The following is a 22,372-nucleotide window of genomic DNA, read 5'->3' on the forward strand; positions in this document are numbered from 1 at the left end:
AAACAACAAAGCCCGCTAAAAATAGCGGGCTTTGTTTAAAATTTGGTGGGTCCGGGCGAACTCGAATCGCCGACCCCTACCATGTCAAGGTAGTACTCTAACCAACTGAGCTACGGACCCAAATTTTTGTTCTCGCATAACCATTCGATAAGGAATGGTGCGTCCGAGTGGACTCGAACCACCGACCCCCACCATGTCAAGGTGGTGCTCTAACCAACTGAGCCACGGACGCATCGCTTGAGAACGAGGTGGATATTAACGGCAGATTTTGTGGTGTGCAAGCTCAATTTCTTTGTTTTTGAATCAGTTGGCTTTTCTCTCATCAATTTGGTGCTTTTTTACCCTCACCAAGGTGCTTTACCATGGCTACCTTTAAGATCATTGGTTTGGCAGAAGTCGATCAAACTCTAATTTTGTGATACGCGTTCAAGAATGATATTGAACCCGCAAAGTAACACTGTAATATACACATCAATGCTTATATTTAGCCCCAGAGAGGGTCGTCGCATGGACGCTAGGTTATTCGATAATACACAAACGTTACGAGCTTCGGTGTTATGCGGCTTAAGTTTTTTTTGGGCATTAATTGCTCTATCCATGGCCTTATTAAATTTATGGCAATTTAAACAAATTGAACTTGCCTTACTCGAAATGATCTGCGCTTTGTCTTCTTTTTATATCTATCTACAGACCAAACGACGGATCCATACTTCAAGTCAAGTAAACCTTTATCTCCTGCTCCTTACTGGCACAACGCTATTTGCTACCTACATCAAACCATTAGCGATGGGAGTGTATGTTTGGAGCTGTTTTGTTCCGATCTTATTTTATATTTTTACCTCAACCCACTTTGCCTTTTTGACCTGTAGCGTGTTTTTTGTATTTCAAGGTGCGATTGTTTATTGGCAATCGAGGTTGGAACCATTGATTTATGGATCGGTTCTGCTGCATTTAACTTTTGCTTATATTGGTCTTTGGGTGGTCGCCCATGTCTATGAGCAAAACCGGCGCAAAATTGAAGATTCCCTACTCTATCTTGCCTCACGGGATCCTCTGACTGGCGCACATAATCGCCTGTCTCTGAACACCTCTTTCCAACATTTTGAGCAATTTAATCAGCAAACCTCGCTCTGTTTGCTGGTCATTGACTTAGATTTTTTTAAAGCGATCAATGATCAATATGGGCATGATACTGGCGATAAAGTCTTGGTCGAAACCTCGGATTTACTCGCCCAAATGGTGGGGGACAATAATCTGTATCGGATCGGCGGCGAAGAGTTTTGTGTCACGCTATTTGATCAATCACTTGAACAAGCTGAGCGGGTCAGTGAACGGCTGCGAGCTATGGTTAGCCTGCACTCGTTCGCTGCCGAGGGCCAACCGATACAAGTGACGATTAGTATTGGGGTGTGTGAATATCAGCTCGGCGATCAACTCAATGATCTGCTCAAATTAGCCGATATAGAGCTTTATCGTGCTAAACAGGCTGGTAGAAATCAGGTCCGACTCTGTAAGCCAGTCACCATTCATGCAGAGACGAACCATCCGCAAACTGAGGTCGCCCAGCAACCGCTGCTGTGATTAGCGGTTATCTGCTTGGCTTTCCTCTTCAAATTCATACACCACATTGTAGTTTTCTGTATAAGGGCAATGGGGTTGACGACTGCAGGTAAAAAACCGTCGCCCACGGTATTCACCTTGTGTGGCGACTTTAATCACCATTGGACTGCCACAACGCTTACAAAATCGAACTTCTTGATCGGCTTGAATCAAGTCGATATGGGCGGCTAATAGACGGCGTAATTTGCTCACTTGATAACTCATCCGGATATTGGTACCAATGAGCGGAATATTGGCGGATTTACAGACGTGCAGTAGCAATTTCTCCCGTTCAACTTTGCCCTTTTGTAGCTGTTTGCCATCGTCCAGTTCAATCGCCACTCTTGGCTCTAACGTTCGAGCATCACACACTAAAAAATCAAAATAGTTTTTTGAGATTTTATGATAAGCAATGAACCAATGCTTCTTACTGGCAATATTATGTGGGGTGATAACATTGGCCATATTGACTTTTGCCAGCACCACGCCATGTTCCCCCACGGCGCTCACCAGCGCATTGTACAAAGCCCCCTCTTGCATATTGAGCAATGGCCCTTTCTTTTTATAAGCATACTCTTGGTGAGTATCTACACGGATCACATACTTCTGGATAACCAAAAAAAACACGACGAGCAGTATGACAACGAGGAATATTTCAAACATAGGTCAGTTAAACCAGAATCAATATCGCGGGGATTGAGGTGGCAAAAGTAAAACAGAAAGGCGGAGCAACCCCGCCTTGACTGATTTACACACTAAAGATGTATTTATCCATCATTGATACCATACGGCCAATTTCCGGCTTAGTGATGGTGTCATTAGCGCCAAGAGATAATGCTTTGGCTCGGTTATCATCACTCATCAGCGATGAGAACATAATAATCGGCATCGAAAGATAGGTTTCGTCATCACGCAGCAGTTTCACTAAGTGCATGCCATCCATCCGTGGCATTTCAACGTCAGTAACCAGCGCATCGACCAGTTCGGTGATGGCGACATTTTCCGCTTTTGCTACCTGTTTGAGCTCCATCATCTTTTCAAATGCTTCACCACCATCTTTGCACGCAATAATGTTATAGCCCGCCGAGCTCAAAGTATCTTGGATTAGGCTGCGGATAAAAGCCGAGTCATCCACCACCATCACCGTTTTGGCATTACGTTTTGTCACCATACGCTGATTTAAGTCGACTTTTTTATCCAGCGTAACATCGTATTTTTCCATACTTAATTCTGGGTTAATGTCGGCAATGATTTTTTCGAAATCAAGGATCATGATCAATTTATGATCTTGACGTACGACGGCGACCACGCAGTCTTGCTCACCAGCTTCAAGGAACTGACTTGGTGATTCCACATCATTCCAAGAAATACGATGGATACGGCTAATACTGTCAATTAGGAAGCCATTGGTCATCCGGTTGAAGTCGGTGACGATAACGTATTTTTTACTAATATCGTCCGAGGTTGGTACGCCGAGCCATCCTGCTAAATCGACCAGCGGGGTTAAAATTTCGCGCGAAGAGAATACCCCGACCATATGCGGCTGAGCATTAGGATAATCGGTGGTGTCCGGCACTCGGATCACCTCGCGCACTTTGGCGACGTTGATCCCGTAGTAACAGGTTTTGGTGCGCCCGTCAGGAAATACTTTTTCTAAATGAAATTCAATGATTTCTAATTCGTTGGTACCGCTTTCGGTTAAAATTGTACTACTTGGGTTACTCATAATTTTCACATCTTCTCAGGATGGTTATTCATACTTGTCCAGTATGGCTTGATATCGATTTATGCCATTTTCATCAACACTGTTTTTGATCAGTTCAATGCCTTTTTGTAAATCATCCAATACTGACTGCTCGATATTTTTGTTAAATGCGTAATACAGTGAACCTTGCATTAAAATGTACACCGTTTCAAACTCTTCCAACGGATAGTTCTTTTGGCTCATCCACCAAAATGCGGTTCGCTCATCATAGGCCAGCAAATCAATGCGCTTTTTCAGTAATTGCTCGGCCAACGCGCTGACGGAAGTCCCTTCCACCATCGACTCTCTTGGCACTCCCAACTGAAGCAGTTGCTGCTCACCAATATCATCACGTAAAACACCAATCCGGTATTGACCTAGTTCCATCGGATCGTTGACTTTAATTTGACTCGATTTGCGTGCCAACACCGCTACTTTAATATCGGCAATCGGGCCGACCCAGTTGAATAAATTTTCACGATGAGCTGTGCGAGTGGTCGAAAAAAGTACACCGTCGGATTTTAACAACGATGTCCGATAAGATCGTGGCCAAGGTTGCACTAAAATTTGCTCAGCGCTGATCTGAGTATGCATGGCGACTGCCGCTTGTTGCAGCAATTCAACTGCAATCCCAGCCGGTTTATCACCCTGCACAAAATTCATCGGTGGATAATTTTCGGTGTAGTAGGTTAATGATTCTAAGCCTTGGGCTTGCGCGTTAACACCAAAATTGATCCCTAAAACCATACCGAACACAGCGACTAAACCAATATTCCACAGCATCTGTCGATCCTCATTCGCTAGCTATAATCGACTTAAACTTTAGATTGCATTATGCAACACGTCTAATAGATACTGAGATCACTGTTGATGGGTTTGGATTTTATTACACAACACCCAAATTAGGTCTGTAGATTTTGACGCTCACCGTACCATAACTCGGATCGGCATCCAATTATTTAGCATTAAGAATATGCGCCAGATAACCAAACGTATGAGTGAGAGCGATGGCTTTTTTAATTCATAGTTTTGCACGTTAGTACATCATACAATTGGCCGCGCTTGATTTTTCCACCTTACAAGATGGCCAGCAACCAACTGATAATAAACAACAAAATATGCAATAAACCATAAAAAAAACGTTTTATGGTGCCTGTCACAACAAATCTCCGCTTAGCGGCCACATTGGCACCATTTAGTGAGTATAATTAATCTACAATTCATAAAGTGTTACTTGGATACCATCATACCCAATCCCGAATGCCCCTTTGGTAGCCAATTTACCAACAACATGTGACAAGGAGTCGTAAGATGAAAAGAGATACTTTGGGAATTTGTCTATCTAAAGACATGTTAAGTGATCATCTACTCTCGACATTCACTCGGGTAAGAGCTTATGAAATGGAATCGAAAGCTCACGATGAAATGCGCGTGTTATTTGCTTTCCCCCAGATGCTAGGCAAAGACCTACTCACCACGATGCAGGGAAGCCGCAAATTAGTTTGGCGTGCTGATTACCATTGCCCTAACTACCCGTATTGTTAACGTTATCTCTCACCAAGCCACCATAAATTTAAAGGCTATTGCACAGAACTGTAGAGACTCTTTAAGTAGCAACTACAGTTAGAACCTAGGCGATGGTTAAGTCCGTTTTTCTAAGGTCGTGGTTAACTCTTTGTTTGACTTCGGCGACCAAAAAATAGAGCATTGGCTCTAAATTTATTCTGTCGAGCTCACCATGAAAGTGAAATTTCTTTCTCTAATGGTCTACTCCTTGCTGTGTATACCAACGGCCCAGGCGGCATCGCTCTCATTTCAAGAAGCTTGGGGAGTGCTGCAACAACAAAATAATTCACTCGCCGCACAAAGAGCCAATGTTGAACGTTACACTCATTTAAAGCAGGCGACCGACAATCTCAACTTACCGTCGCTCACACTGGGAGCGAATCTGATACGCCTGGATCAAAATGTCACGCTTTCCGGCCAACAGTTGTTTGAGAGTACTGGGCATGCATTGCCGCCCTCGCTGGCTAGCTTCGGCTCAATTAAGTCAACCATCACTGAGCGCGATATTTTTACTTCCTCAATTCGTGCCATTTGGCCGATTTTTACCGGTGGCCGGATCAGCGCAGCACAAGATGCCGCAGCAGGCCGCGAGCATGAAGCACAAAGTCAATTAGCCATGGAAGTACAAGCGCGATATGAAGATTTAGCCAAATATTACTTCAGTGTGGTACTTGCTAAAGAAGTGTTAGCCACCCATAAAGCAGTAGAACAAGGGCTGGCCCAACATCGTGACAACGCATTAAAGCTTGAGCAACAGGGACAAATTGCTCGTGTAGAACGGTTGCAAGCCGAGGCGTCACTGGATAAAGCCAGTGTTGAGCGCAAAAAAGCTCAGAAAACATTAGCCATTGCACAAAGCGCCCTCACCCAAATTTTAGGGGAAGACCAAACCGTAGAGCCTAATCAGCAACTGTTTATTAACTCCCACCTACCACCGCTGCACGCGTTTATTGACCAGACACTCAATACCTACCCAGGTTTAGATTTACTCGATGCCAAAGAGCAGCAAGCCAGTAGTCTGATTAAGGCCGAACAAGGCAAATACTATCCTGAAGTCTACCTGTATGGTGATTACAGTTTGCATGAGAGCGATTCGCTCGCCAGCCAACTGAAACCCGATTGGCTAGTTGGCGTTGGAGTCAGCATTCCGCTGATTGAAAATACTGGCCGTAGTCAACAAGTTAAAGCCGCCAATAGTGCGCTCAATCAAGTACGCTATTTAAAAGCACAGGCGAGACAAGATCTTAGCGTGTTGGTGGAGAAAACCTATCTGCAAGCAGAACAAGCGCTTGAAGAAGTCGCTGGTCTCAACTCTAGTCTTAATTTGGCGCAAGAAAATCTGCGTTTACGCCAAACGGCATTCAAGCAAGGTTTATCCACTTCGCTAGAAGTGGTGGATGCTGAGCTTTATCTAGCCAGCATACGCACCCAGCAATCATGGGCCAGTTTTAACTACCTTATTTCACTCAACAAACTGTTAGCGCTCTCAAGCGAGATGGGCAGTTTTTCAACCTATCATCAATCGGCAGTTCCTATTACATCACTGCCACAACACGTCACTGCTAAGTAAAAGGAACCACCATGAAAACGGTCAAAACTACCTTAATCACCCTTAGTGCTGTCGTTGTTGTCGGTTGGGTTGGCTATCGCTTTTATCAGGCCTATCAACCACAACCGCTGATATTACAAGGTCAGATTGAATCTCAGCAGTACAGCATCTCCTCCAAAGTACCAGGACGAATTGATCAAGTGATGGTACGTAAAGGCGATCAAATCGAAAAAGGCCAATTGATTTTTACTCTGCTAAGCCCAGAAATTGATGCCAAATTAGAACAAGCGATCGCTGGGCAAAAAGCCGCTGGCGCACTGGCGCAAGAAGCGGAGAAAGGGTCACGCGGGCAGCAAATTCAAGCCGCGCACGATCAATGGCTAACCGCTAAAGCAGCCGCCGATTTAGCCGAAAAAACCTATTTACGGATCAATCGTCTTTACCAAGATGGCGTAGTAGCTGAGCAAAAACGGGATGAAGCACAGACCCAATCACAAGCAGCCAAATATACCGCCAGTGCTGCGTTACAGCTCTATCAACTGGCTCAAGAAGGGGCGCGAGAAGAAACCAAGCAAGCGGCGTTAGAAAAAGCGCGCATGGCTGCTGGAGCGGTCGCTGAAGTGCAAGCTTATGCAGCCGATACCACCATTCACAGTTGGTTTAGCGGTGAGGTAGCGCAAGTATTGATGCACAGCGGTGAGCTGGCTCCCCAAGGATTTCCTGTGGTTACCGTCATCGATACTCAGGACTCTTGGGCGGTGTTTAATGTACGTGAAGATCGGCTTAAACACTTCACGAAAGGGACTCAGTTTGATGCTTATCTACCTGCATTAGACATCAGCCTCCCTTTTAAAGTGACACATGTGGCGGTGATGGGTGATTTTGCAACTTGGCGCTCGACCGATGCCAGCCAAGGCTTTGATCTGCGCACTTTTGAAGTCGAAGCGCGCCCGCTGACCCCAAATAAAGATTTGCGCATGGGCATGAGCTTGGTGGTTAAGCTGTAGCATGAAAGCAATGATCCCCGCACAGTGGACGTTACTGCGTCACGATAAATGGCTACTCTCCTGCTTAACTTGGGTACCGCTGCTATTGGCAGCCTTGATTTGGTGGATTTTTTCACAAGGCATCGCCCGTGATTTACCCTTTGGGGTGGTGGATTTATCACACAGTCAACTGTCGCGCCAATTAATCCGAGAAGTGGATGCCACTGCAACACTGCAGGTATTTGACCATTATCCAAGCATCACTGAGGCCAGCCATGCGCTACGCAGTAGCCAAATCTATGGTTATATGGTGATCCCAGCACAATTCGACAAGTCGATTTATCGTCAGCAGCAGCCTGCCGTGACCACCTTTTACAATAGCCAAATGATCTTGGTCGGCAAGCTGGTCAATAGCGCCGTAGTACAAGCACAAAGCACTTTTAATGCGCAGGTGGAGGTGATGAAAAATCTCACCAGTCACAGCCAAACCACTCTCGCCGCAATGGGGCGCGCAGTGCCAATACGCACCCAAATCACGCCCCTATTTAACCAAAACAATCACTATGCACAATTCTTAGTCAGTGCGATTGTGCCCGCATTGTGGCAAATCTCAATCGTGGTCAGCACCATTTTGATTCTGGCGGCCAACTATCGCCATTACGGTTTGCAAAAATGGCTGGCAGATGCGCCGTTACGTCAGTTAAGTCGCACCCTATTACCCTACTTGCCCATTTTCCTGTTGCAGGGGGTGGGATTTTTGATCTGGTTTTATGATGTGCTCGACTGGCCAATGTTTGGCCATTTTGGCGTGTTATTGATTGCTCAAGCGATCACCGTTATGGCTTGTGTGATCATGGCAGCATTTTTTTACTTCCTAACTTTAGATCCCGCTCGCGCGATGAGCTTTGCCGGTGCATTCACCGCCCCCAGTTTCGCGTTTATGGGGATTACTTTTCCGGCTAGTGACATGAGTCCGTTTGCTCACCTGTGGCGCAATTTGTTGCCCATCAGTCATTACATTGAAGTACAGGTCAATCAAGTCAGTTATGGACTTGATGCGCTCACTTCGCTACAGCCGTTGAGCAATATGTGGGGATACCTTTTTCCTCTCGGGATAACCCTACTGCTGATCCGTAAACATTTAGCCCGTGAAACTGGAGCCGCATTATGACGCTATTTGAGCTGCTAAGAGCGGAGCTGAAAGCGCTATTAACCAACCCTGTGGTAGTGATCACCGTGTTTGGTGGTGTGGTGTTTTATTCATTCCTCTATCCGCTGCCTTACGCACAACAAGTCCCACGCGAGCAGAGTATCTCGGTGGTCAATCTTGATAAGAGTCAAACCAGTTACCAGTTTGAACGTATGGTTGATGCCACGCCACAGGTCAAGATTGTTCGCCGCGATCACACCATCACGCAAGCTAAACAAGCTTTTTTAGCCAAACAAGTGGCTGGCATACTGGTCATCCCTGAGCACTTTTACCGCGATCTATTACTCGGCAAAAGCCCAACTCTTGCCTATGCGGGAGATGCTTCCTACTTTTTGGTGTATGGCACGATTGTCGAAGGCTTAGCGCAGGCAGGTGGCACCTTAGCCGCGCACACCAAAGTCAGCCGTTTGCTGGTTGAAGGTGAACCCATGGCGTTTGTCAGCCAACATTTTTCACCCACCAGCACTAACCTAAAACCAACCTTTAACCCGCGGTTAGGTTATGTTGATTACGTGGTACCTGCCGTTTTTGTCTTGATCCTACAACAAACCTTGGTGATGGCCGCCGGTTTGATGGTCGGGAGTCAAAAACAAGGTCACGGTTACTGGAGCCGAGTCTCGACGGCAAAATTACTGTTGGTGCGTAGCTTAGTATTGGTCGCCATCTACTATTTACTGAGCCTGTACTACTTCGGAGCCAGTTTTGAACAACATGGCATCCATCGCTTCGCTGCGATCCCTGATCTCTTGAGTTTATTGTTGCCCTTTTTGCTCACCAGCAGTTTTGTCGGGATCGCATTAGGCGCGCTCACACCAAGACGTGAACTCGTCACCTTGGTGGTATTAATCAGCTCAATGCCGCTGATCTTTACCGCTGGTTTTATCTGGCCAGTAGAAATGATCCCCTCACCACTATTGTGGTTAGCTAACGGCTTTCCCAGCACTCCAGCGATCCAAGGCTTTCTCGGCTTAAACCAAATGGCGGCGAATTGGTCAACCATTGCACCGCAATGGACTCTATTATGGCTGCAAGCGGCATTATGGGGCGCTATCGCTTATTACCTACTGCAGCGCGATCGTCAGCCTAACACTCCTGTTGCACATTAATACAAGTTGCTAACGACAATACGGGAGCCTAACGACGGTCGGCTTATCCAACCGTCGTTACGGTAGTGTCTCACCGCTTTAAAACTTTCCATTCCGTTTCACTGATTTGGCTCACTGGATTAATTTCCTATCGACAATCATTTTTGACTGAGTTATAAGTCTAGATGTTTAGACGTCTAAAGCCACGCTTAGGGAGAAAGCCGTGCCGATTAAAATCCCCGACCAATTACCAGCCAGTGATGTATTACGTGCCGAAAACATTTTCGTGATGTCGGAATCACGGGCTGCGACACAAGAGATCCGTCCACTCAAAGTCTTACTGTTAAACTTGATGCCGAAAAAAATTGAGACGGAAACTCAGTTTTTACGCCTGTTGTCTAACTCGCCATTACAGATTGATATCGAGCTGCTGCGCATTGATGATCGGCCGAGTAAAAATACCCCAGAGCAACATCTCAATACTTTTTATCGCCAATTTGAACTGGTCAAAACACGCAATTTCGATGGATTGATCATTACGGGGGCGCCACTCGGTTTAGTGCAATTTGAAGATGTTGCTTATTGGGATCATCTGCAGCACATCATGAGTTGGGCAAAAAACCATGTCACCTCGACACTGTATATCTGCTGGGCAGCACAAGCAGGATTAAAGCTGCTGTATAACTTGCCAAAACGCACTCGTGAAGAGAAATTATCTGGCGTCTACTACCACACCACTCATCAACCCTTTCATTCACTACTACGTGGGTTTGATGATTGCTTTTTAGCACCCCACTCACGCTATGCCGACTTTGCCGCTGATTATTTGGCACAACATACTGACCTTGATATTCTTGCCTCCTCTGACGTGGCGGGCGTCTATCTGGCCGCTACCAAAGATAAGCGTAATGTGTTTGTGACTGGGCATCCGGAATATGATGCTTTGACGCTACACCATGAGTATGTGCGCGATTTAGGCGCGGGGCTCAGCCCAGCACTGCCAATCAACTACTACCCCAATGACAATCCAGATAATAAACCTTGTGCCAGTTGGCGTAGCCACGGCCATTTATTGTTTGCCAATTGGCTCAACTATTGCGTTTATCAGCAAACGCCATACGATCTCGAGCAATTTAGCGAAGCCAACTTCACCAAGGGTGAATAATCATGCTGGCCGCGCCATGCGGCCTTTTGCAGCGCGAAGCGCGTCTTCGGCTGCAAACAAATATGCCCCCGTACTTACCAGCTAGGCATCGCCTTTATTTGCCAACTGACTCGCAGACTTCATCCACATTGCTCGGCCTTGCAAGCGAATTGCCTATTATTGTGGCGTCCAAAGGAGGGGTGTATGAACAAAAGGTTACTATTTGGCGTGCTATTTGCGCTCAATGGCTGTGTGACAGTCACCGAAACCGCGCAGCCTACTCTACAAAGCGATCCTAGCGAAATGGCCGAAGCGCGCATCGCGCTCGGTCTAGGTTATTTAGACAATGGTAACATGCTCAAAGCGCGGGAAAACTTAGAAAAAGCACTACAACATGCGCCAAGCTACTACCGCGCGCAACTTTCGATGGCGCACTATTTTGAAGCGGTAGGAGAAAATGATGCGGCGCGAAAAATGTATCGTACGGCATTGAGCCAACACCCTAAAAATGGCAACGTGCTCAATAATTTTGGTACCTTTTCCTGCAAACAAGCCGAGTATGATGCGGCCGATGAATACTTTCGCCGCGCGGTCGAACAACCTTATTATTATCTGATCTCCGCCAGTTATGAAAATGCCGGATTGTGCGCCTTAAAAGCAGGCAAGCCTGAACAAGCGCGCGACTATTTTAAGCGGGCGATTGACCACGAACCCAGTCGACTGCGCTCTATCTTACAGCTGTCTAAAATGGAAATTGAAGCAGGTGATTATGCCCCTGCTCGCTTACGTTTAATGACCTTAAATCAACGTTATGGCTACCAAAAAGCCTCTCTTCGATTATTGATTGAACTGGAAAAGCGCGCCGGTAATCCTGCGTTAGAGCAGAAATACCAAGCACTACTGGCCTCGCTCTCTTAATCTTTACTTAATATTCATTACTTATTTAATATTGGTTGGCCGACCGCTACCTTTACGATCTCGATAAGGAGTACGGCGCAGGCGGCGAACCTTGCTTGCGCGCTGAATTTTTTGATATTCGCGGTAAATAATTCGAATAAAAAAACCGAGTCCAATCAACAGTAGCAGCGTAAACACGCTCATAAAAGGTACGCATAACCAATGTGGTTGGCAGGGCGCATAGAGTGGAACATCTTCGATTCTCATCTTGCCTCTCCTTCTGTTGAATCTTGGAACAGATTGAGTCTATGGCGGGCGGGCCCGATTTGGGTTACCAACAGTTTAGCACGTTGTTTGCCACCACAGCTTGCGTTGCTCAGCATTTTGAAAGCTCCACGCGATAAAGCGGCTGATTTTCTGGCCTTGTGCCATCTCGATGATCTGTATCGCCTGAGCGCCTAGTTTTTCAAGCTGTTTTTGCATACCGCGTACATTATCGCCTTTCGAGATCAAACAGCTAAACCACAGCACCTGCGAAGCAAAATCACGACTTTCCATGGCCATCTTGCCAATAAATGCCGCTTCGCCACCCGGACACCATAATTCTGCTTTTTGACCACCAAAGTTTAAGGTCGCGCTTGCTGTTCCATGTCCTTTTGCAATAGCAGCGCTGCCGATTGGCTGGCCTTTTTTGCGGCGATTGTTCTGTAAATTATGCTGTTTACGCCGCGTACCTTGCTCTGCTTGCGCCAATGAAGCATGAAATGGCGGATTACAAGTAGTCAGCGTATAGCGCTCACCGGTGCGGATCACACCCTCAAAAATACGTTGCGGATCCGTTTGTAGCCGACACTCAATGTTGCCGTGTAGTGATGGATTACTGCGGGCAATCACATTCGCCTGTTTAATCGAGACAGGATCAATATCGCTGCCAACCCAGCGCCAACCATATTCAGCCACACCGATAATTGGATAAATACAATTGGCACCCACCCCAATATCCAACGCGGTGACTTGGGCTGGCTTTAACTGCGGGTTGTCACGCTGTAATAAATCGGCAATGCGATGAATATAATCCGCTCGACCAGGGATCGGTGGGCACAAAAAGCCGGCTGGAATATCCCAATAAGTGACGCTGTAATGCAAAGCAAGTAACGCTTTATTCAGCCGTTTTACCGCCAGCGGATCAGCAAAATCAATAGTCCACTGACCATGGGGATTTTTGATCATGTGCGTCGTGAGCTCGGGTACCACTTTGCTCAAAGCTTGGAAATCATATTGACCACGGTGGCGATTACGTGGATGTAAGCCCGACTTCACTGGAGCGGCTGGTTGCTGGCTGGGTGGCGAAGGATGTTTAATTCGCTGTACCGTCGGCTGAGCCAATGAGCGTTTGGGGTGAGCGGATTTTTTCATAGTCATAGGGCTGCTTAACTTACTGTTATCGGTAGAGAGTAGATTTTTCGGCGCGCAAGAATACTCAGACTTTGCCAGCTTTCAGCTCGGTCACTATCATAAATAATCGAGCATCCAGTTCTAACTGGTGATAATTCGGCTCCATATGGCAACAAAGTTGATAAAACGCTTTATTGTGTTCTTTTTCTTTTAAGTGAGCCAATTCATGCACCACTAACATACGCAGTAATGGTTCAGGGGCTTGTTTAAACACACTGGCAATTCGGATCTCATTTTTCGCTTTAAGCTTACTGCCATGCAGCCGCGACACATAACTGTGTAGACCGAGCGCATTGTTGATCAGGTGTATTTTTCCGTCATACACCACTTTACTGAGCGGTGCTGTTTTCTTCATATACTGATTTTTGAGCGCCATAGTGAAATCAAACAGCGCTTTTTCACTCTGAATCACATGCCGCTCTGGGTAGCGCTGCTCGAACCAGGCCACCAATTTGCCACTTTCGATCAGTTGAGCAACCTGCGCAACCAGATGTGGTGGGTAGCCTTGAATGTATTTTAATGCTGGATGAATACTCATTTCACGCGCTCAGTTTGACGATGGCTCAAAAAGGTCGGCAAGTTTACTCAATTTCCGGCTAACAATCATCTTTAGCGGTGAACAGCGTATCTACAAATCAGCTGAGATTTGCATCCGTAAGTAACTCTCGCTACACTTTGCGCCCTTTTGCTTGATGAGAGTGTTCCATGAAACGCGTGGTTTTGTACATTAAAGATAAATGCCCACACTGCAAAGATGCTCAGCGTTATTTAGACTCAAAAGGCATTGCATATCGCTTATGTAACGCCAAAATGGAGCGTGGCCGCAAAGAACTCGATGCGCTAGGCGCACGCAGTCTTCCGGTGCTGAAAATTGGTGATCGCTTGATGATCGGCTGGAATGCGACCAACTTTGATCGTATCTATCGCAGCAAAGATTAACCTTGCCAGAGTCACTAAACTCACTGTTGAGCAAAAACAACAACGGTTACCCTATCTGTTTCACCAATATCGTTAGCGGTGATGATCTGCAATGCGCAGAGAACGGTAACGATCAATCACCTTCTGCCCTGCATCATCCCCTCTGAGAGAGTCGTTCGCCGCGACACTCTCAATGACAGCACCATTCGCTGGCCCACAATATTCTCGTTCATCCTCTCCATCAAGTGCGTAATCAATCAACACACCCTCACCCAAAACACACCAAACATCACAATTACCATCAAACTTAATGCAACAATATTTACAAATTGGATCTTATAGCACTTTGGAATTACACTTTTACAACCAATTGATATTGTTTTGTTTACACCATAACAGCTATGCACATTTCACCAGAGACATCAGCCAACATCACGACTGGCGCGTTTTATTACCTGATGATGACTCTGAATTGAACGAAAAGCCGCTCAAAGTAGCGGCTAACATTGGGAGAGCGTTCTTTTGAAAGGATTACCATTAACAGTGATTGCACTGGCGATAGCCTTAAGCAGTTCGGTTGCTGCGCAAACATTAGAACAAGCCGTCGCCATCACCCTTGCCTCCAATCCGGAGTTAAAGGGATCATTTAATCAGTTTAAAAGTCGGTTATATGATGCCAAAGCCTCATCAGGTGCCTATCTTCCCAAACTGGATCTTGATGCGGGTATTGGCTACGAAGGCATTAATCCGGCGCAATCGAGTGGCAATAAAAGTACCGATTTAACGCGTAAAGACGCCTCCTTAACGCTGACTCAACTGATTTGGGATGGCGCAGCCACCCTCAATGATATGGATAGAACCGCTGCCGAAGCGGAAGCAGATCGATTCCAATTATTGGCCGATGCCTCAGACATGGCACTGGAAGTGACCAAAATTTATCTCGATGCCACTCAAGCCTATGAAATTTTGACGCTCTCGGAAAAAAATCTTGCGATTCATAAAGACATCTATCGGGATATTAAAAAACGCGCCGATGCTGGTATTGGTTCAACTGCCGATGTGACGCAAGTGGAAGCTCGTTTAGCCAAAGCGCACGGTAACTTACTGGCTGCACAAAATAACCTGTTTGATACTCATACCCAATTTCGCCGTATCGTCGGCCAAGAGCCTCTGGGGCTCGAATATCCACGGGCAGATGAAGATGCGCTCCCACTAACCTTAGAAAAAGGGTTACAGCATGCACAAGACAATCATCCCGTGATCAAAGTAGCACAGGCCGATACCGACGCGGCACGCTTCCAATACAAGCAATCGAGAGGCCCCTACTACCCAACCCTTTCCTTGGAAGCCGCTCAACGTTGGCGTAATGATGCCGATGGCATCACCGGCAGCAGCGATGAATTAACCGCCATGCTGCGCCTACGCTATAACCTCTATAACGGTGGTAGTGACAGCGATCGCAGCAAAAGCGCCGCTTATCAAATGAACCGCTCCAAAGACTTACGCGAAAAAACCTTTCGCATGGTGGAAGAAGGCTTCCGTTTAGCATGGAGTGCATTGGATCTCACTCTACAACAGAAAGAGTTTCTCGCCGACCATGTTGACTCTACCTCCAAAACGGTAGTGGCTTATCGTAAACAGTACCAAATCAGCCAGCGTACCTTGCTCGATCTACTTAACACCGAAAATGAACTGTTTGAAGCGCGCAAAGGTTATCTGGATGCCAAATACGCCGAGCAATACGCCAAATATCGTTTAATGAACGCAACCGGTAACTTACTGGATGCTTTGCGCGTTGATATTCCTCAGGAATGGACCGTTAAGGTGGAGTACTAATATGTCAATTACATCATCGCCCGTAACACAATTTGTCAGCACAGTTGCCCTAGTGCTGTCTTGTAGTGTGACAACGGCTGCATTTGCCAATCCAGATCTGCAAAATCAACAGGATGAGTTCGCTTATCTGCCCATTCCGCTCGCCAATCAAGTTGCCGATCTGCAAGATGATGACGATGATGGTGTCATTAATGCGCGCGATCGCTGTCCTGATACTCCAGAGGGCTCTGAGATCGATAATCATGGTTGTGGCAGCATGGTCAATACATCACACACCAAACAACTATATATTCTGTTTGCCAATAACTCTCCAGGCATCGAGGCGGTATTTTTAAGTCAGATACGCGAAATGGCGGATTTTTTGCAAGCCTACCCGACCACATCGATTGAACTGCAAGGCTATGCCCGTCAACTGGGTAGCCAAGCCCATAATTTAGCCTTATCTAAACAGCGAGCAGAAGCGGTGCGTGATCAGTTGATCAGTGATGGGGTTAGCACCAAGCGAATTAAAATCGTTGGCTACGGCAATAGTGTGTTAGCTGCTGAAGGTGACGATGAGGTGAGCCAAGCGCGTAACCGTCGCGTGGTTGCGACCGTGGTCGGTAATCAGGATGAACCACTGCTTGAGTGGACTATCTTCACCACGCTGGCTAAATAGTCGTAAGGGTATAGCACGATAAAATAGCCGTGATTCATCACGGCTATTGGCGAGTAAGCTGACCGATAATCACAGCAAGCCAGCCATAGCTCACTTGCCGATCTCTTTTCATCATCGACTAAGCGATTTAAATTAACCTATTTAATCGACCACAAAGATAAGGTGCGTTTGAAATCCTCATAACCAAACTGGTTAATTGGCTCAATCTCACCATTTTGGCGCTCACAATAAACCGCAGGCATTTTAAGCCCGTTGAACCAGTTGAGTTTAACCATGGTATAACCGGCACTATCCAGAATGTGCAGTTTCTGGCCAACGGTTAATGGTTGATCAAACTTAGCCACACAGAACTGATCACCGGCTAAACAAGAGCAAGAGCCGATCACATATTCATATTGACCTTGTTCACTGGCTTCCAGTACGGAGGCTGGCTCTTTATAAATCAGGGTATCTAAGCGGTGTGCTTCGGTCGCTGAATCCACGATCGCAGTTTGCATACCATTTTCAACAATATCCACCACGGTCACTACCAGATCGGTGGTCTTGGTGATCACTGCTTCACCCGGCTCCAAATACAGCTGTACCGCATGACGCTCTGCAAACGCTTTGAGTGCCGCGCCTAATTTATCCACATCGTAACCCGGCCAAGTAAAGAATACTCCGCCACCCAGGCTGACCCAATCTAACTTATCCAGGTAGTGACCAAAACGTTGTGAAATCGCATCCAGTAGCCCAATAAAGGCATCCACATCTTTGTTTTCACAATTCATGTGGAACATTACGCCATCAATGCTGGCAAATACATTTTCATCAATATGATCCGCTTGCACACCAAGGCGGGAAAACTGACGCGCTGGGTTGGCTAAATCTTGGCCTGCATAGCTCACTCCCGGATTGATACGTAAACCCAGTGATGCTTTACCTTCCACTAAATGGCGGTAAGCCGCCAGTTGAGATTGTGAGTTGAAGATCATCTTATCGCAGATATCAACCACTTCTTTAACATCATCTTCACTGTAACCCACTGAATAAGCATGGGTTTCACCACCAAATGTTTCATAGCCCAATTTCACTTCAAACGGGCCTGAGCTGGTGGTGCCATCAAGATAAGGTTTGATGATGTCAAACACCCCCCAAGTTGAAAAACACTTCAGCGCCAACACCATCTTCACACCAGAGATCTGCTTCAGATGCTTGGCGATTTCAAGGTTAGCGATCAGTTTGGCTTCATCAATCATGAAGTATGGGGTTTTTAATTGATTTTTTTGCATATCAGTTCCTATTTGCTACGCGATTTCCATCGCGGCTCAACGGTAGCCAAAATGGAAAAACAGCCATAACCATTATGGATATAGCTGTTGGAAGTTATAACTGTTTGGATATCGCTTATGGCAAAATTTGAATATCCGGCTGACCTGGTTCAAGTTCCATCACATTCCAGTTGAGACCAAGCGTAGGCATGGTTTCTAGGAAAGGATCCGGATTCAACTGCTCCATGTTAAAGACCCCAGGCTGTGCCCATTCGCCACGGAAAAACTGTAGCGCAGCGGTGATGGCAGGCACACCGGTGGTGTAAGCAATCGCTTGATGCTCGACATCCTGATAGGCCACTTGATGATCAGCATGGTTGTAGATAAATACGCTGCGTGCTTGACCATCTTTTTTGCCTTGCACCCAAGTACCAATACAAGTCAGGCCAGTATAGCCCGGAGCCAACGAAGTGGGATCGGGCAACATGGCTTTTAACACCTGTAACGGCTTAACCACCGTACCATCTTGCAAGGTCAGCGGCGCTGGATTTAACAAACCGATATCACGCATCACATTAAAATAATTGAGGTAGCGATCACCAAAACCCATCCAAAACTCAATACGCTTAGCCGGAATAAACTCTTTTAACGAGCGCAATTCGTCGTGCGACATTGAGTAAACTTTGAATTTGCCACATTTGGGAAAATCAAACTCCAGCATACGGGTGTGGCAAGCGGCACGCTGCCACTCACCTTGATCCCAATAGATGGAGTCACCCTGAATTTCCAACAAGTTGGTTTCAGGGTCAAAGTTGGTGGCGAATTTCTTGCCATGATCGCCCGCATTAATGTCTAACACATCAATGGTGTCGATTTCGTCAAACAAATATTTGGCCGCGTAGGCAGCAAATACGCTGACCACACCGGGATCAAATCCCGCACTTAAAATCGCGGTGATCCCTGCTTGCTTAAATTTGTCACGAAACGCCCATTGTGCGTCATACGCTTCAGGAACTTGCTGGCCTTCGGAGCATAAGTCGACCGAAACTGAAGTATCTAAATAGGATACTTTGGCTTGGTAGCACGCTTGCATAATCGCAACATTGACCCAAGGTGGCCCTGCATTGATGACTAAATCCGGCTTAACTTGATTAATCAGTTGCACCAATGATTCGATATCATCAACGTTAATCTGACGCGCTTCTAGTTTCTTGGTCGAGTCTTTAAGGTTATTTTTGCCTTTAATTGACTCAATGATTTTTTCACACTTCGCAATCGAGCGAGATGCAATCGTAATATCACCCAGCACGTCGTTGTTTTGTGCGGCTTTATGTGCCACTACCCAACCAACACCGCCTGCACCAATCTGTAGAATAGACATAATTGCTTTACCTTTATTACCTTTAGTTCGCTAGTTCAGCGGTTAGCGTTTCAATTTTCGCCAGTAGAGATTCGAAATCCGACATCTGCAAGCATGGGTTCAAGATGGTGAATTTTAAAGCGGTTTTGCCATCCACAATCGTTTCACCCAGCACGGCTACACCGCGTACTAATGCCTGTAGACGCACCACTTTATTAAGCTCATCCAGATCAGACGCCTTCTCACTGACCGCGCGGAACAATACCGTCGACAGTGAAGGTTCGGCTAACAGTTCAAAGCTTGGATGCTGACGCACCAATTCCGCCACCTCTAGCGTTTGAGCCAACAAATGATCATACATCGCGCCCAGTTGTTGCGGGCCGACGTTTTGCATGGTCATAAACACTTTTAGTGCATCAAAACGTTTGGTGGTTGAAATCGACTTATCCACCAAGTTTGGCAACGTATCATGCTCACGGTTTAAGTAGTCTGCATGGTGCAGCAGGTACTTAAAGTTATGCTTGTCTTTGAGTAACAACGCGCCACAGCTAATGGTTTGGAAAAACAGCTTATGGAAATCGACACTGATCGATTGCGCACGCTCAATCCCAGTTAGACGATCTTTATGGCTGCTAAGGATTAACGCACCACCATAAGCACTGTCAACATGCATCCATAGTGTGTGTTTTTCTGCAACATCCGCAATCGTCACTAAATCATCAATTGCACCGTGATCGGTCGTACCTGCGGTTCCCACAATTGCAAACGGAATGAGACCTTCCGCTTTTGCTTGTGTAACAACCGCTTCCAACTGAGCCACGTCCATCGTGCCGTTTGGCAATGCATCAACCGCCAGAATGGCTTTCTCGCCCAGCCCCATCCAAGATGCGGATTTTTGCACGGTGAAATGCGATTTCTTCGAGCACACAATACGCAGTTTATCCGCATAGTCAGGCAGACCCAATTTCTGAATTGAGTGGCCACTGAGGCGATCAGCAATCCAATCACGCGCCAGCATCAGACCCATTTGGTTACTCTGGGTGCCGCCACTGGTGAAGATACCATCCGCTTGTGCACCCTGCTGATATTTTTCACACATCCAATCAATCACTTTCTGCTCAACGAAGGTCGCAGCAGAAGATTGATCCCATGAGTCCATAGATTGGTTAAGTGAGGCAATCATCGCCTCCGCGACCACCGATGGCATCAGAGGTGGCGTGTGCAGATGGGCAATACAGTCAGGATGCTGCACCATGATCGAGTTTTTCGCCACCAGCTCCGCGGTTTCAGAAATCACGGCTTTTAAGGAAGCATTTTTATTATCCAGATCCACCGCGTAAATCGCTTCTTCCAGCGCTTTCGGGTCAATACCTGAATAAGGGGCTTTCACCTCTTCAAACACGGCTTTCATCGCTGCCGTGGTATGGTTCATCACTTGTGCGAACTCTTGACTACCCATATGGCCGGTATGAATGAAGTGTTTTTTCCACTCTTGGTTAGCCTGCTCAGGATCTTTTTTGCCACCACCAGCGGCCAACATTGCTTCTTCTAATACGCGTAGTGCAAAATCCAACTGCTCAAACGAGATAATGACCGGCGGAAGGAAACGGATCACCGAGCCATCACGCCCGCCTTTTTCAACCATCAAACCACGCTCAAGCGCTGCACGTTGAATAGCAAGGGTCAGTTGTGGCGCTGATTTTGGCTCGCCAAATTGGTTCAGTTCACCACTTGGATCTTTAATTTCCAGCCCCAGCATCAAGCCTTTACCACGCACTTCGGCGATACAGTTGACTCGGCTTTGGATTTTTTCCAGACCGGCACGCAGATATTGACCCGCAACGCGTGCATGCTCAACTAGGTTATCACGTTGAATAATTTCCAACGCTTTAGCACCCGAAACCATGGCTAATTGGTTGCCACGGAAAGTACCGGTGTGCTCGCCTGGACGCCATGTGTCATGCTTTTTGTTGATCACTAAGATCGACATTGGCAAACCGCCACCGATGGCTTTAGATAAACACAGGACATCTGGAATAATACCCGATTCTTCAAACGCGAAGTTGTGACCGGTTTTGCCAACACCACATTGAATTTCATCGAAAATCAGTAAAATGCCGTGATCATCACAGATACGACGTAGTTCACGCAACCAGAAAGCTGGCGCAGGGATCACCCCGCCTTCACCTTGTACTGGTTCAACAATGATCGCGGCCGGTTTCATGATCCCCGCTTCATCATCGTTTAGCAGACGCTCAATGTAGCGAATGCTGGCTTTTGCGCCTTCATCGTCACCTAAACCAAACGGGCAGCGTAAGCTGTATGGGAATGGCATAAAGTGCACATCCGACATCAACCCAGTACGACGTGCTTTGGTATTTAGGTTGCCCATCATACCCATAGTGCCGTTGGTCATCCCGTGGTATGCGCCGCGGAAAGCAAACATGGTGTTACGACCAGTGGTTTGCTTGGCCAGTTTAATCGCCGCTTCAACCGCATCGGCACCGGATGGACCACAGAACTGGATCACACAATCATCCGCTAAGGCTGATGGCAAAAAGCTTTTCACCGTTTTGATGAAATGGGTTTTGGCCTGTGTAGCAATATCCAGAGTCTGATATGGCAATCCCGAATCGAGCTGTGATTTCAGCGCCTGATTGATTTCTGGATGATTATAGCCAAGCACTAGTGTGCCCGCACCGGCTAAACAGTCCAAGAAAATCTGTCCACGAGTATCCTCAACTAAACAGCCGTAAGCTTGTTTAATCGCGATAGGAATGCGACGTGGGTATGAACGCACTTCCGATTCATGCGCAGCTTGATCCAGCAGCACTTGGTCAGGAGTGAGATCGTAAAGACCGTCTAATAACGGCACTTGAGTTGAAAACAGAGTTGCGATGTGGTTATCGACTTCAAAGGCTGTACTCATCTTGTTTCCCCTTGAGATGATTTATTTTCGCTTTTCTTGAGAAGGTGGTGGAAAAACGAATAGCAAAATTACCCGTGTTTGCTAAAGCAAACCGGAGTCTGGGTCATGATTGATATGACGAAGTTGTGCTAAATCAGGTGATCAAGGTTCTGTAATACTGCGATCCTGTTGAACAGGACAAAGAGG

The 22,372-nt window shown here is 46.6% G+C and carries 19 protein-coding genes, 2 tRNA genes and 1 pseudogene; 11 read left to right on the forward strand and 11 right to left on the reverse strand.

The window, feature by feature from the left end; all coding sequences use genetic code 11:
• Positions 1 to 43: 43 nt before the first annotated feature.
• Positions 44 to 120 (reverse strand) — tRNA-Val (locus OOK74_RS06220).
• 35 nt (positions 121 to 155) lie between these two features.
• Positions 156 to 232 (reverse strand) — tRNA-Val (locus tag OOK74_RS06225).
• Positions 233 to 507: 275 nt separating this feature from the next.
• On the opposite strand from OOK74_RS06225, the gene OOK74_RS06230 reads away from it, so the two are divergent.
• Positions 508 to 1,581 (forward strand): GGDEF domain-containing protein, encoded by a 1,074-nt coding sequence (locus tag OOK74_RS06230; protein ID WP_278182441.1) that lies wholly within the window; start codon positions 508 to 510, stop codon positions 1,579 to 1,581.
• On the opposite strand, the gene OOK74_RS06235 is transcribed toward OOK74_RS06230, so the two are convergent.
• The 3 genes from OOK74_RS06235 to OOK74_RS06245 form a co-directional block, all read right to left on the reverse strand.
• Positions 1,582 to 2,262, reverse strand: coding sequence for a DUF2726 domain-containing protein (locus OOK74_RS06235; protein WP_278182442.1), 681 nt, complete (start codon positions 2,260 to 2,262; stop codon positions 1,582 to 1,584).
• An 85-nt stretch (positions 2,263 to 2,347) separates the two neighbouring features.
• Entirely contained in the window at positions 2,348 to 3,325 is a 978-nt protein-coding gene (locus OOK74_RS06240) for a chemotaxis protein (protein WP_274721520.1), read from the reverse strand.
• A gap of 24 nt (positions 3,326 to 3,349) precedes the next feature.
• On the reverse strand, positions 3,350 to 4,126 hold the full coding sequence (locus OOK74_RS06245) for a substrate-binding periplasmic protein (RefSeq protein WP_274721519.1): 777 nt from the start codon (positions 4,124 to 4,126) through the stop codon (positions 3,350 to 3,352).
• A gap of 528 nt (positions 4,127 to 4,654) precedes the next feature.
• Between OOK74_RS06245 and OOK74_RS06250 the strand changes: the two genes are divergently transcribed.
• The 7 genes from OOK74_RS06250 (at position 4,655) to pilW (ending at position 11,801) form a co-directional block, all read left to right on the forward strand.
• Complete coding sequence (locus OOK74_RS06250) at positions 4,655 to 4,888, forward strand: hypothetical protein (protein WP_274721518.1); 234 nt, start codon at positions 4,655 to 4,657, stop codon at positions 4,886 to 4,888.
• Between the two features lie 193 nt (positions 4,889 to 5,081).
• Complete coding sequence (locus OOK74_RS06255; RefSeq protein WP_278182443.1) at positions 5,082 to 6,479, forward strand: TolC family protein; 1,398 nt, start codon at positions 5,082 to 5,084, stop codon at positions 6,477 to 6,479.
• A gap of 11 nt (positions 6,480 to 6,490) precedes the next feature.
• On the forward strand, positions 6,491 to 7,465 hold the full coding sequence (locus tag OOK74_RS06260) for an HlyD family secretion protein (protein WP_274721516.1): 975 nt from the start codon (positions 6,491 to 6,493) through the stop codon (positions 7,463 to 7,465).
• A gap of 1 nt (position 7,466) precedes the next feature.
• Complete coding sequence (locus tag OOK74_RS06265; protein WP_274721515.1) at positions 7,467 to 8,615, forward strand: ABC transporter permease; 1,149 nt, start codon at positions 7,467 to 7,469, stop codon at positions 8,613 to 8,615.
• Positions 8,612 to 9,760, forward strand: coding sequence for an ABC transporter permease (locus OOK74_RS06270; RefSeq protein WP_274721514.1), 1,149 nt, complete (start codon positions 8,612 to 8,614; stop codon positions 9,758 to 9,760). Before OOK74_RS06265 ends, OOK74_RS06270 begins: the two co-directional genes overlap by 4 nt.
• A gap of 202 nt (positions 9,761 to 9,962) precedes the next feature.
• A complete protein-coding gene (gene metA / locus OOK74_RS06275) occupies positions 9,963 to 10,904 on the forward strand; it encodes a homoserine O-acetyltransferase MetA (RefSeq protein WP_274721513.1) in 942 nt (313 codons plus the stop codon).
• A 183-nt stretch (positions 10,905 to 11,087) separates the two neighbouring features.
• Positions 11,088 to 11,801, forward strand: a complete 714-nt coding sequence (gene pilW / locus OOK74_RS06280; RefSeq protein WP_274721512.1) for a type IV pilus biogenesis/stability protein PilW — start codon at positions 11,088 to 11,090, stop codon at positions 11,799 to 11,801.
• A gap of 21 nt (positions 11,802 to 11,822) precedes the next feature.
• On the opposite strand, the gene OOK74_RS06285 is transcribed toward pilW, so the two are convergent.
• The 3 genes and pseudogenes from OOK74_RS06285 to OOK74_RS06295 all read right to left on the reverse strand — a co-directional run bounded on the left by OOK74_RS06285 (position 11,823) and on the right by OOK74_RS06295 (position 13,767).
• Positions 11,823 to 12,047 (reverse strand): hypothetical protein, encoded by a 225-nt coding sequence (locus OOK74_RS06285; RefSeq protein ID WP_166014903.1) that lies wholly within the window; start codon positions 12,045 to 12,047, stop codon positions 11,823 to 11,825.
• A gap of 75 nt (positions 12,048 to 12,122) precedes the next feature.
• Positions 12,123 to 13,106 (reverse strand): annotated as a pseudogene (gene rlmF, locus OOK74_RS06290) (23S rRNA (adenine(1618)-N(6))-methyltransferase RlmF); the annotation flags it as partial.
• A gap of 154 nt (positions 13,107 to 13,260) precedes the next feature.
• Positions 13,261 to 13,767, reverse strand: a complete 507-nt coding sequence (locus tag OOK74_RS06295) for a M48 metallopeptidase family protein (RefSeq protein ID WP_278183256.1) — start codon at positions 13,765 to 13,767, stop codon at positions 13,261 to 13,263.
• A gap of 173 nt (positions 13,768 to 13,940) precedes the next feature.
• Here OOK74_RS06295 and OOK74_RS06300 point away from each other — a divergent pair, with 173 nt between their 5' ends.
• The 3 genes from OOK74_RS06300 (at position 13,941) to OOK74_RS06310 (ending at position 16,647) form a co-directional block, all read left to right on the forward strand.
• Positions 13,941 to 14,174 (forward strand): glutaredoxin family protein, encoded by a 234-nt coding sequence (locus OOK74_RS06300; RefSeq protein ID WP_274721510.1) that lies wholly within the window; start codon positions 13,941 to 13,943, stop codon positions 14,172 to 14,174.
• Positions 14,175 to 14,675: 501 nt separating this feature from the next.
• Positions 14,676 to 15,989: a TolC family outer membrane protein gene (locus OOK74_RS06305; protein ID WP_274721509.1), complete on the forward strand. Its 1,314-nt coding sequence runs from the start codon at positions 14,676 to 14,678 to the stop codon at positions 15,987 to 15,989.
• A gap of 1 nt (position 15,990) precedes the next feature.
• Positions 15,991 to 16,647: an OmpA family protein gene (locus OOK74_RS06310; protein ID WP_278182445.1), complete on the forward strand. Its 657-nt coding sequence runs from the start codon at positions 15,991 to 15,993 to the stop codon at positions 16,645 to 16,647.
• Between the two features lie 137 nt (positions 16,648 to 16,784).
• On the opposite strand, the gene nspC is transcribed toward OOK74_RS06310, so the two are convergent.
• The 3 genes from nspC to OOK74_RS06325 all read right to left on the reverse strand — a co-directional run bounded on the left by nspC (position 16,785) and on the right by OOK74_RS06325 (position 22,186).
• Positions 16,785 to 17,918: a carboxynorspermidine decarboxylase gene (gene nspC, locus OOK74_RS06315; protein ID WP_274721507.1), complete on the reverse strand. Its 1,134-nt coding sequence runs from the start codon at positions 17,916 to 17,918 to the stop codon at positions 16,785 to 16,787.
• 115 nt (positions 17,919 to 18,033) lie between these two features.
• Entirely contained in the window at positions 18,034 to 19,278 is a 1,245-nt protein-coding gene (locus tag OOK74_RS06320) for a carboxynorspermidine synthase (RefSeq protein WP_274721506.1), read from the reverse strand.
• Positions 19,279 to 19,300: 22 nt separating this feature from the next.
• Positions 19,301 to 22,186: a pyridoxal phosphate-dependent class III aminotransferase gene (locus tag OOK74_RS06325; RefSeq protein ID WP_274721505.1), complete on the reverse strand. Its 2,886-nt coding sequence runs from the start codon at positions 22,184 to 22,186 to the stop codon at positions 19,301 to 19,303.
• Positions 22,187 to 22,372 lie beyond the last annotated feature (186 nt).

Source organism: Vibrio misgurnus (assembly GCF_029635775.1).
Lineage (GTDB): Bacteria > Pseudomonadota > Gammaproteobacteria > Enterobacterales > Vibrionaceae > Vibrio > Vibrio chanodichtyis.

Excerpts from the sequence above, each read along its gene's own strand:
- OOK74_RS06285 (WP_166014903.1), bottom strand. The coding sequence starts at position 12,047 with ATGAGAATCGAAGATGTTCCACTCTATGCGCCCTGCCAACCACATTGG.
- OOK74_RS06230 (WP_278182441.1), top strand. The coding sequence starts at position 508 with ATGGACGCTAGGTTATTCGATAATACACAAACGTTACGAGCTTCGGTG.
- OOK74_RS06325 (WP_274721505.1), bottom strand. The coding sequence starts at position 22,186 with ATGAGTACAGCCTTTGAAGTCGATAACCACATCGCAACTCTGTTTTCA.
- OOK74_RS06255 (WP_278182443.1), top strand. The coding sequence starts at position 5,082 with ATGAAAGTGAAATTTCTTTCTCTAATGGTCTACTCCTTGCTGTGTATA.
- OOK74_RS06240 (WP_274721520.1), bottom strand. The coding sequence starts at position 3,325 with ATGAGTAACCCAAGTAGTACAATTTTAACCGAAAGCGGTACCAACGAA.
- OOK74_RS06320 (WP_274721506.1), bottom strand. The coding sequence starts at position 19,278 with ATGTCTATTCTACAGATTGGTGCAGGCGGTGTTGGTTGGGTAGTGGCA.
- OOK74_RS06245 (WP_274721519.1), bottom strand. The coding sequence starts at position 4,126 with ATGCTGTGGAATATTGGTTTAGTCGCTGTGTTCGGTATGGTTTTAGGG.
- OOK74_RS06310 (WP_278182445.1), top strand. The coding sequence starts at position 15,991 with ATGTCAATTACATCATCGCCCGTAACACAATTTGTCAGCACAGTTGCC.
- pilW (WP_274721512.1), top strand. The coding sequence starts at position 11,088 with ATGAACAAAAGGTTACTATTTGGCGTGCTATTTGCGCTCAATGGCTGT.
- OOK74_RS06265 (WP_274721515.1), top strand. The coding sequence starts at position 7,467 with ATGAAAGCAATGATCCCCGCACAGTGGACGTTACTGCGTCACGATAAA.
- OOK74_RS06235 (WP_278182442.1), bottom strand. The coding sequence starts at position 2,262 with ATGTTTGAAATATTCCTCGTTGTCATACTGCTCGTCGTGTTTTTTTTG.
- OOK74_RS06300 (WP_274721510.1), top strand. The coding sequence starts at position 13,941 with ATGAAACGCGTGGTTTTGTACATTAAAGATAAATGCCCACACTGCAAA.
- OOK74_RS06260 (WP_274721516.1), top strand. The coding sequence starts at position 6,491 with ATGAAAACGGTCAAAACTACCTTAATCACCCTTAGTGCTGTCGTTGTT.
- nspC (WP_274721507.1), bottom strand. The coding sequence starts at position 17,918 with ATGCAAAAAAATCAATTAAAAACCCCATACTTCATGATTGATGAAGCC.
- OOK74_RS06250 (WP_274721518.1), top strand. The coding sequence starts at position 4,655 with ATGAAAAGAGATACTTTGGGAATTTGTCTATCTAAAGACATGTTAAGT.
- OOK74_RS06270 (WP_274721514.1), top strand. The coding sequence starts at position 8,612 with ATGACGCTATTTGAGCTGCTAAGAGCGGAGCTGAAAGCGCTATTAACC.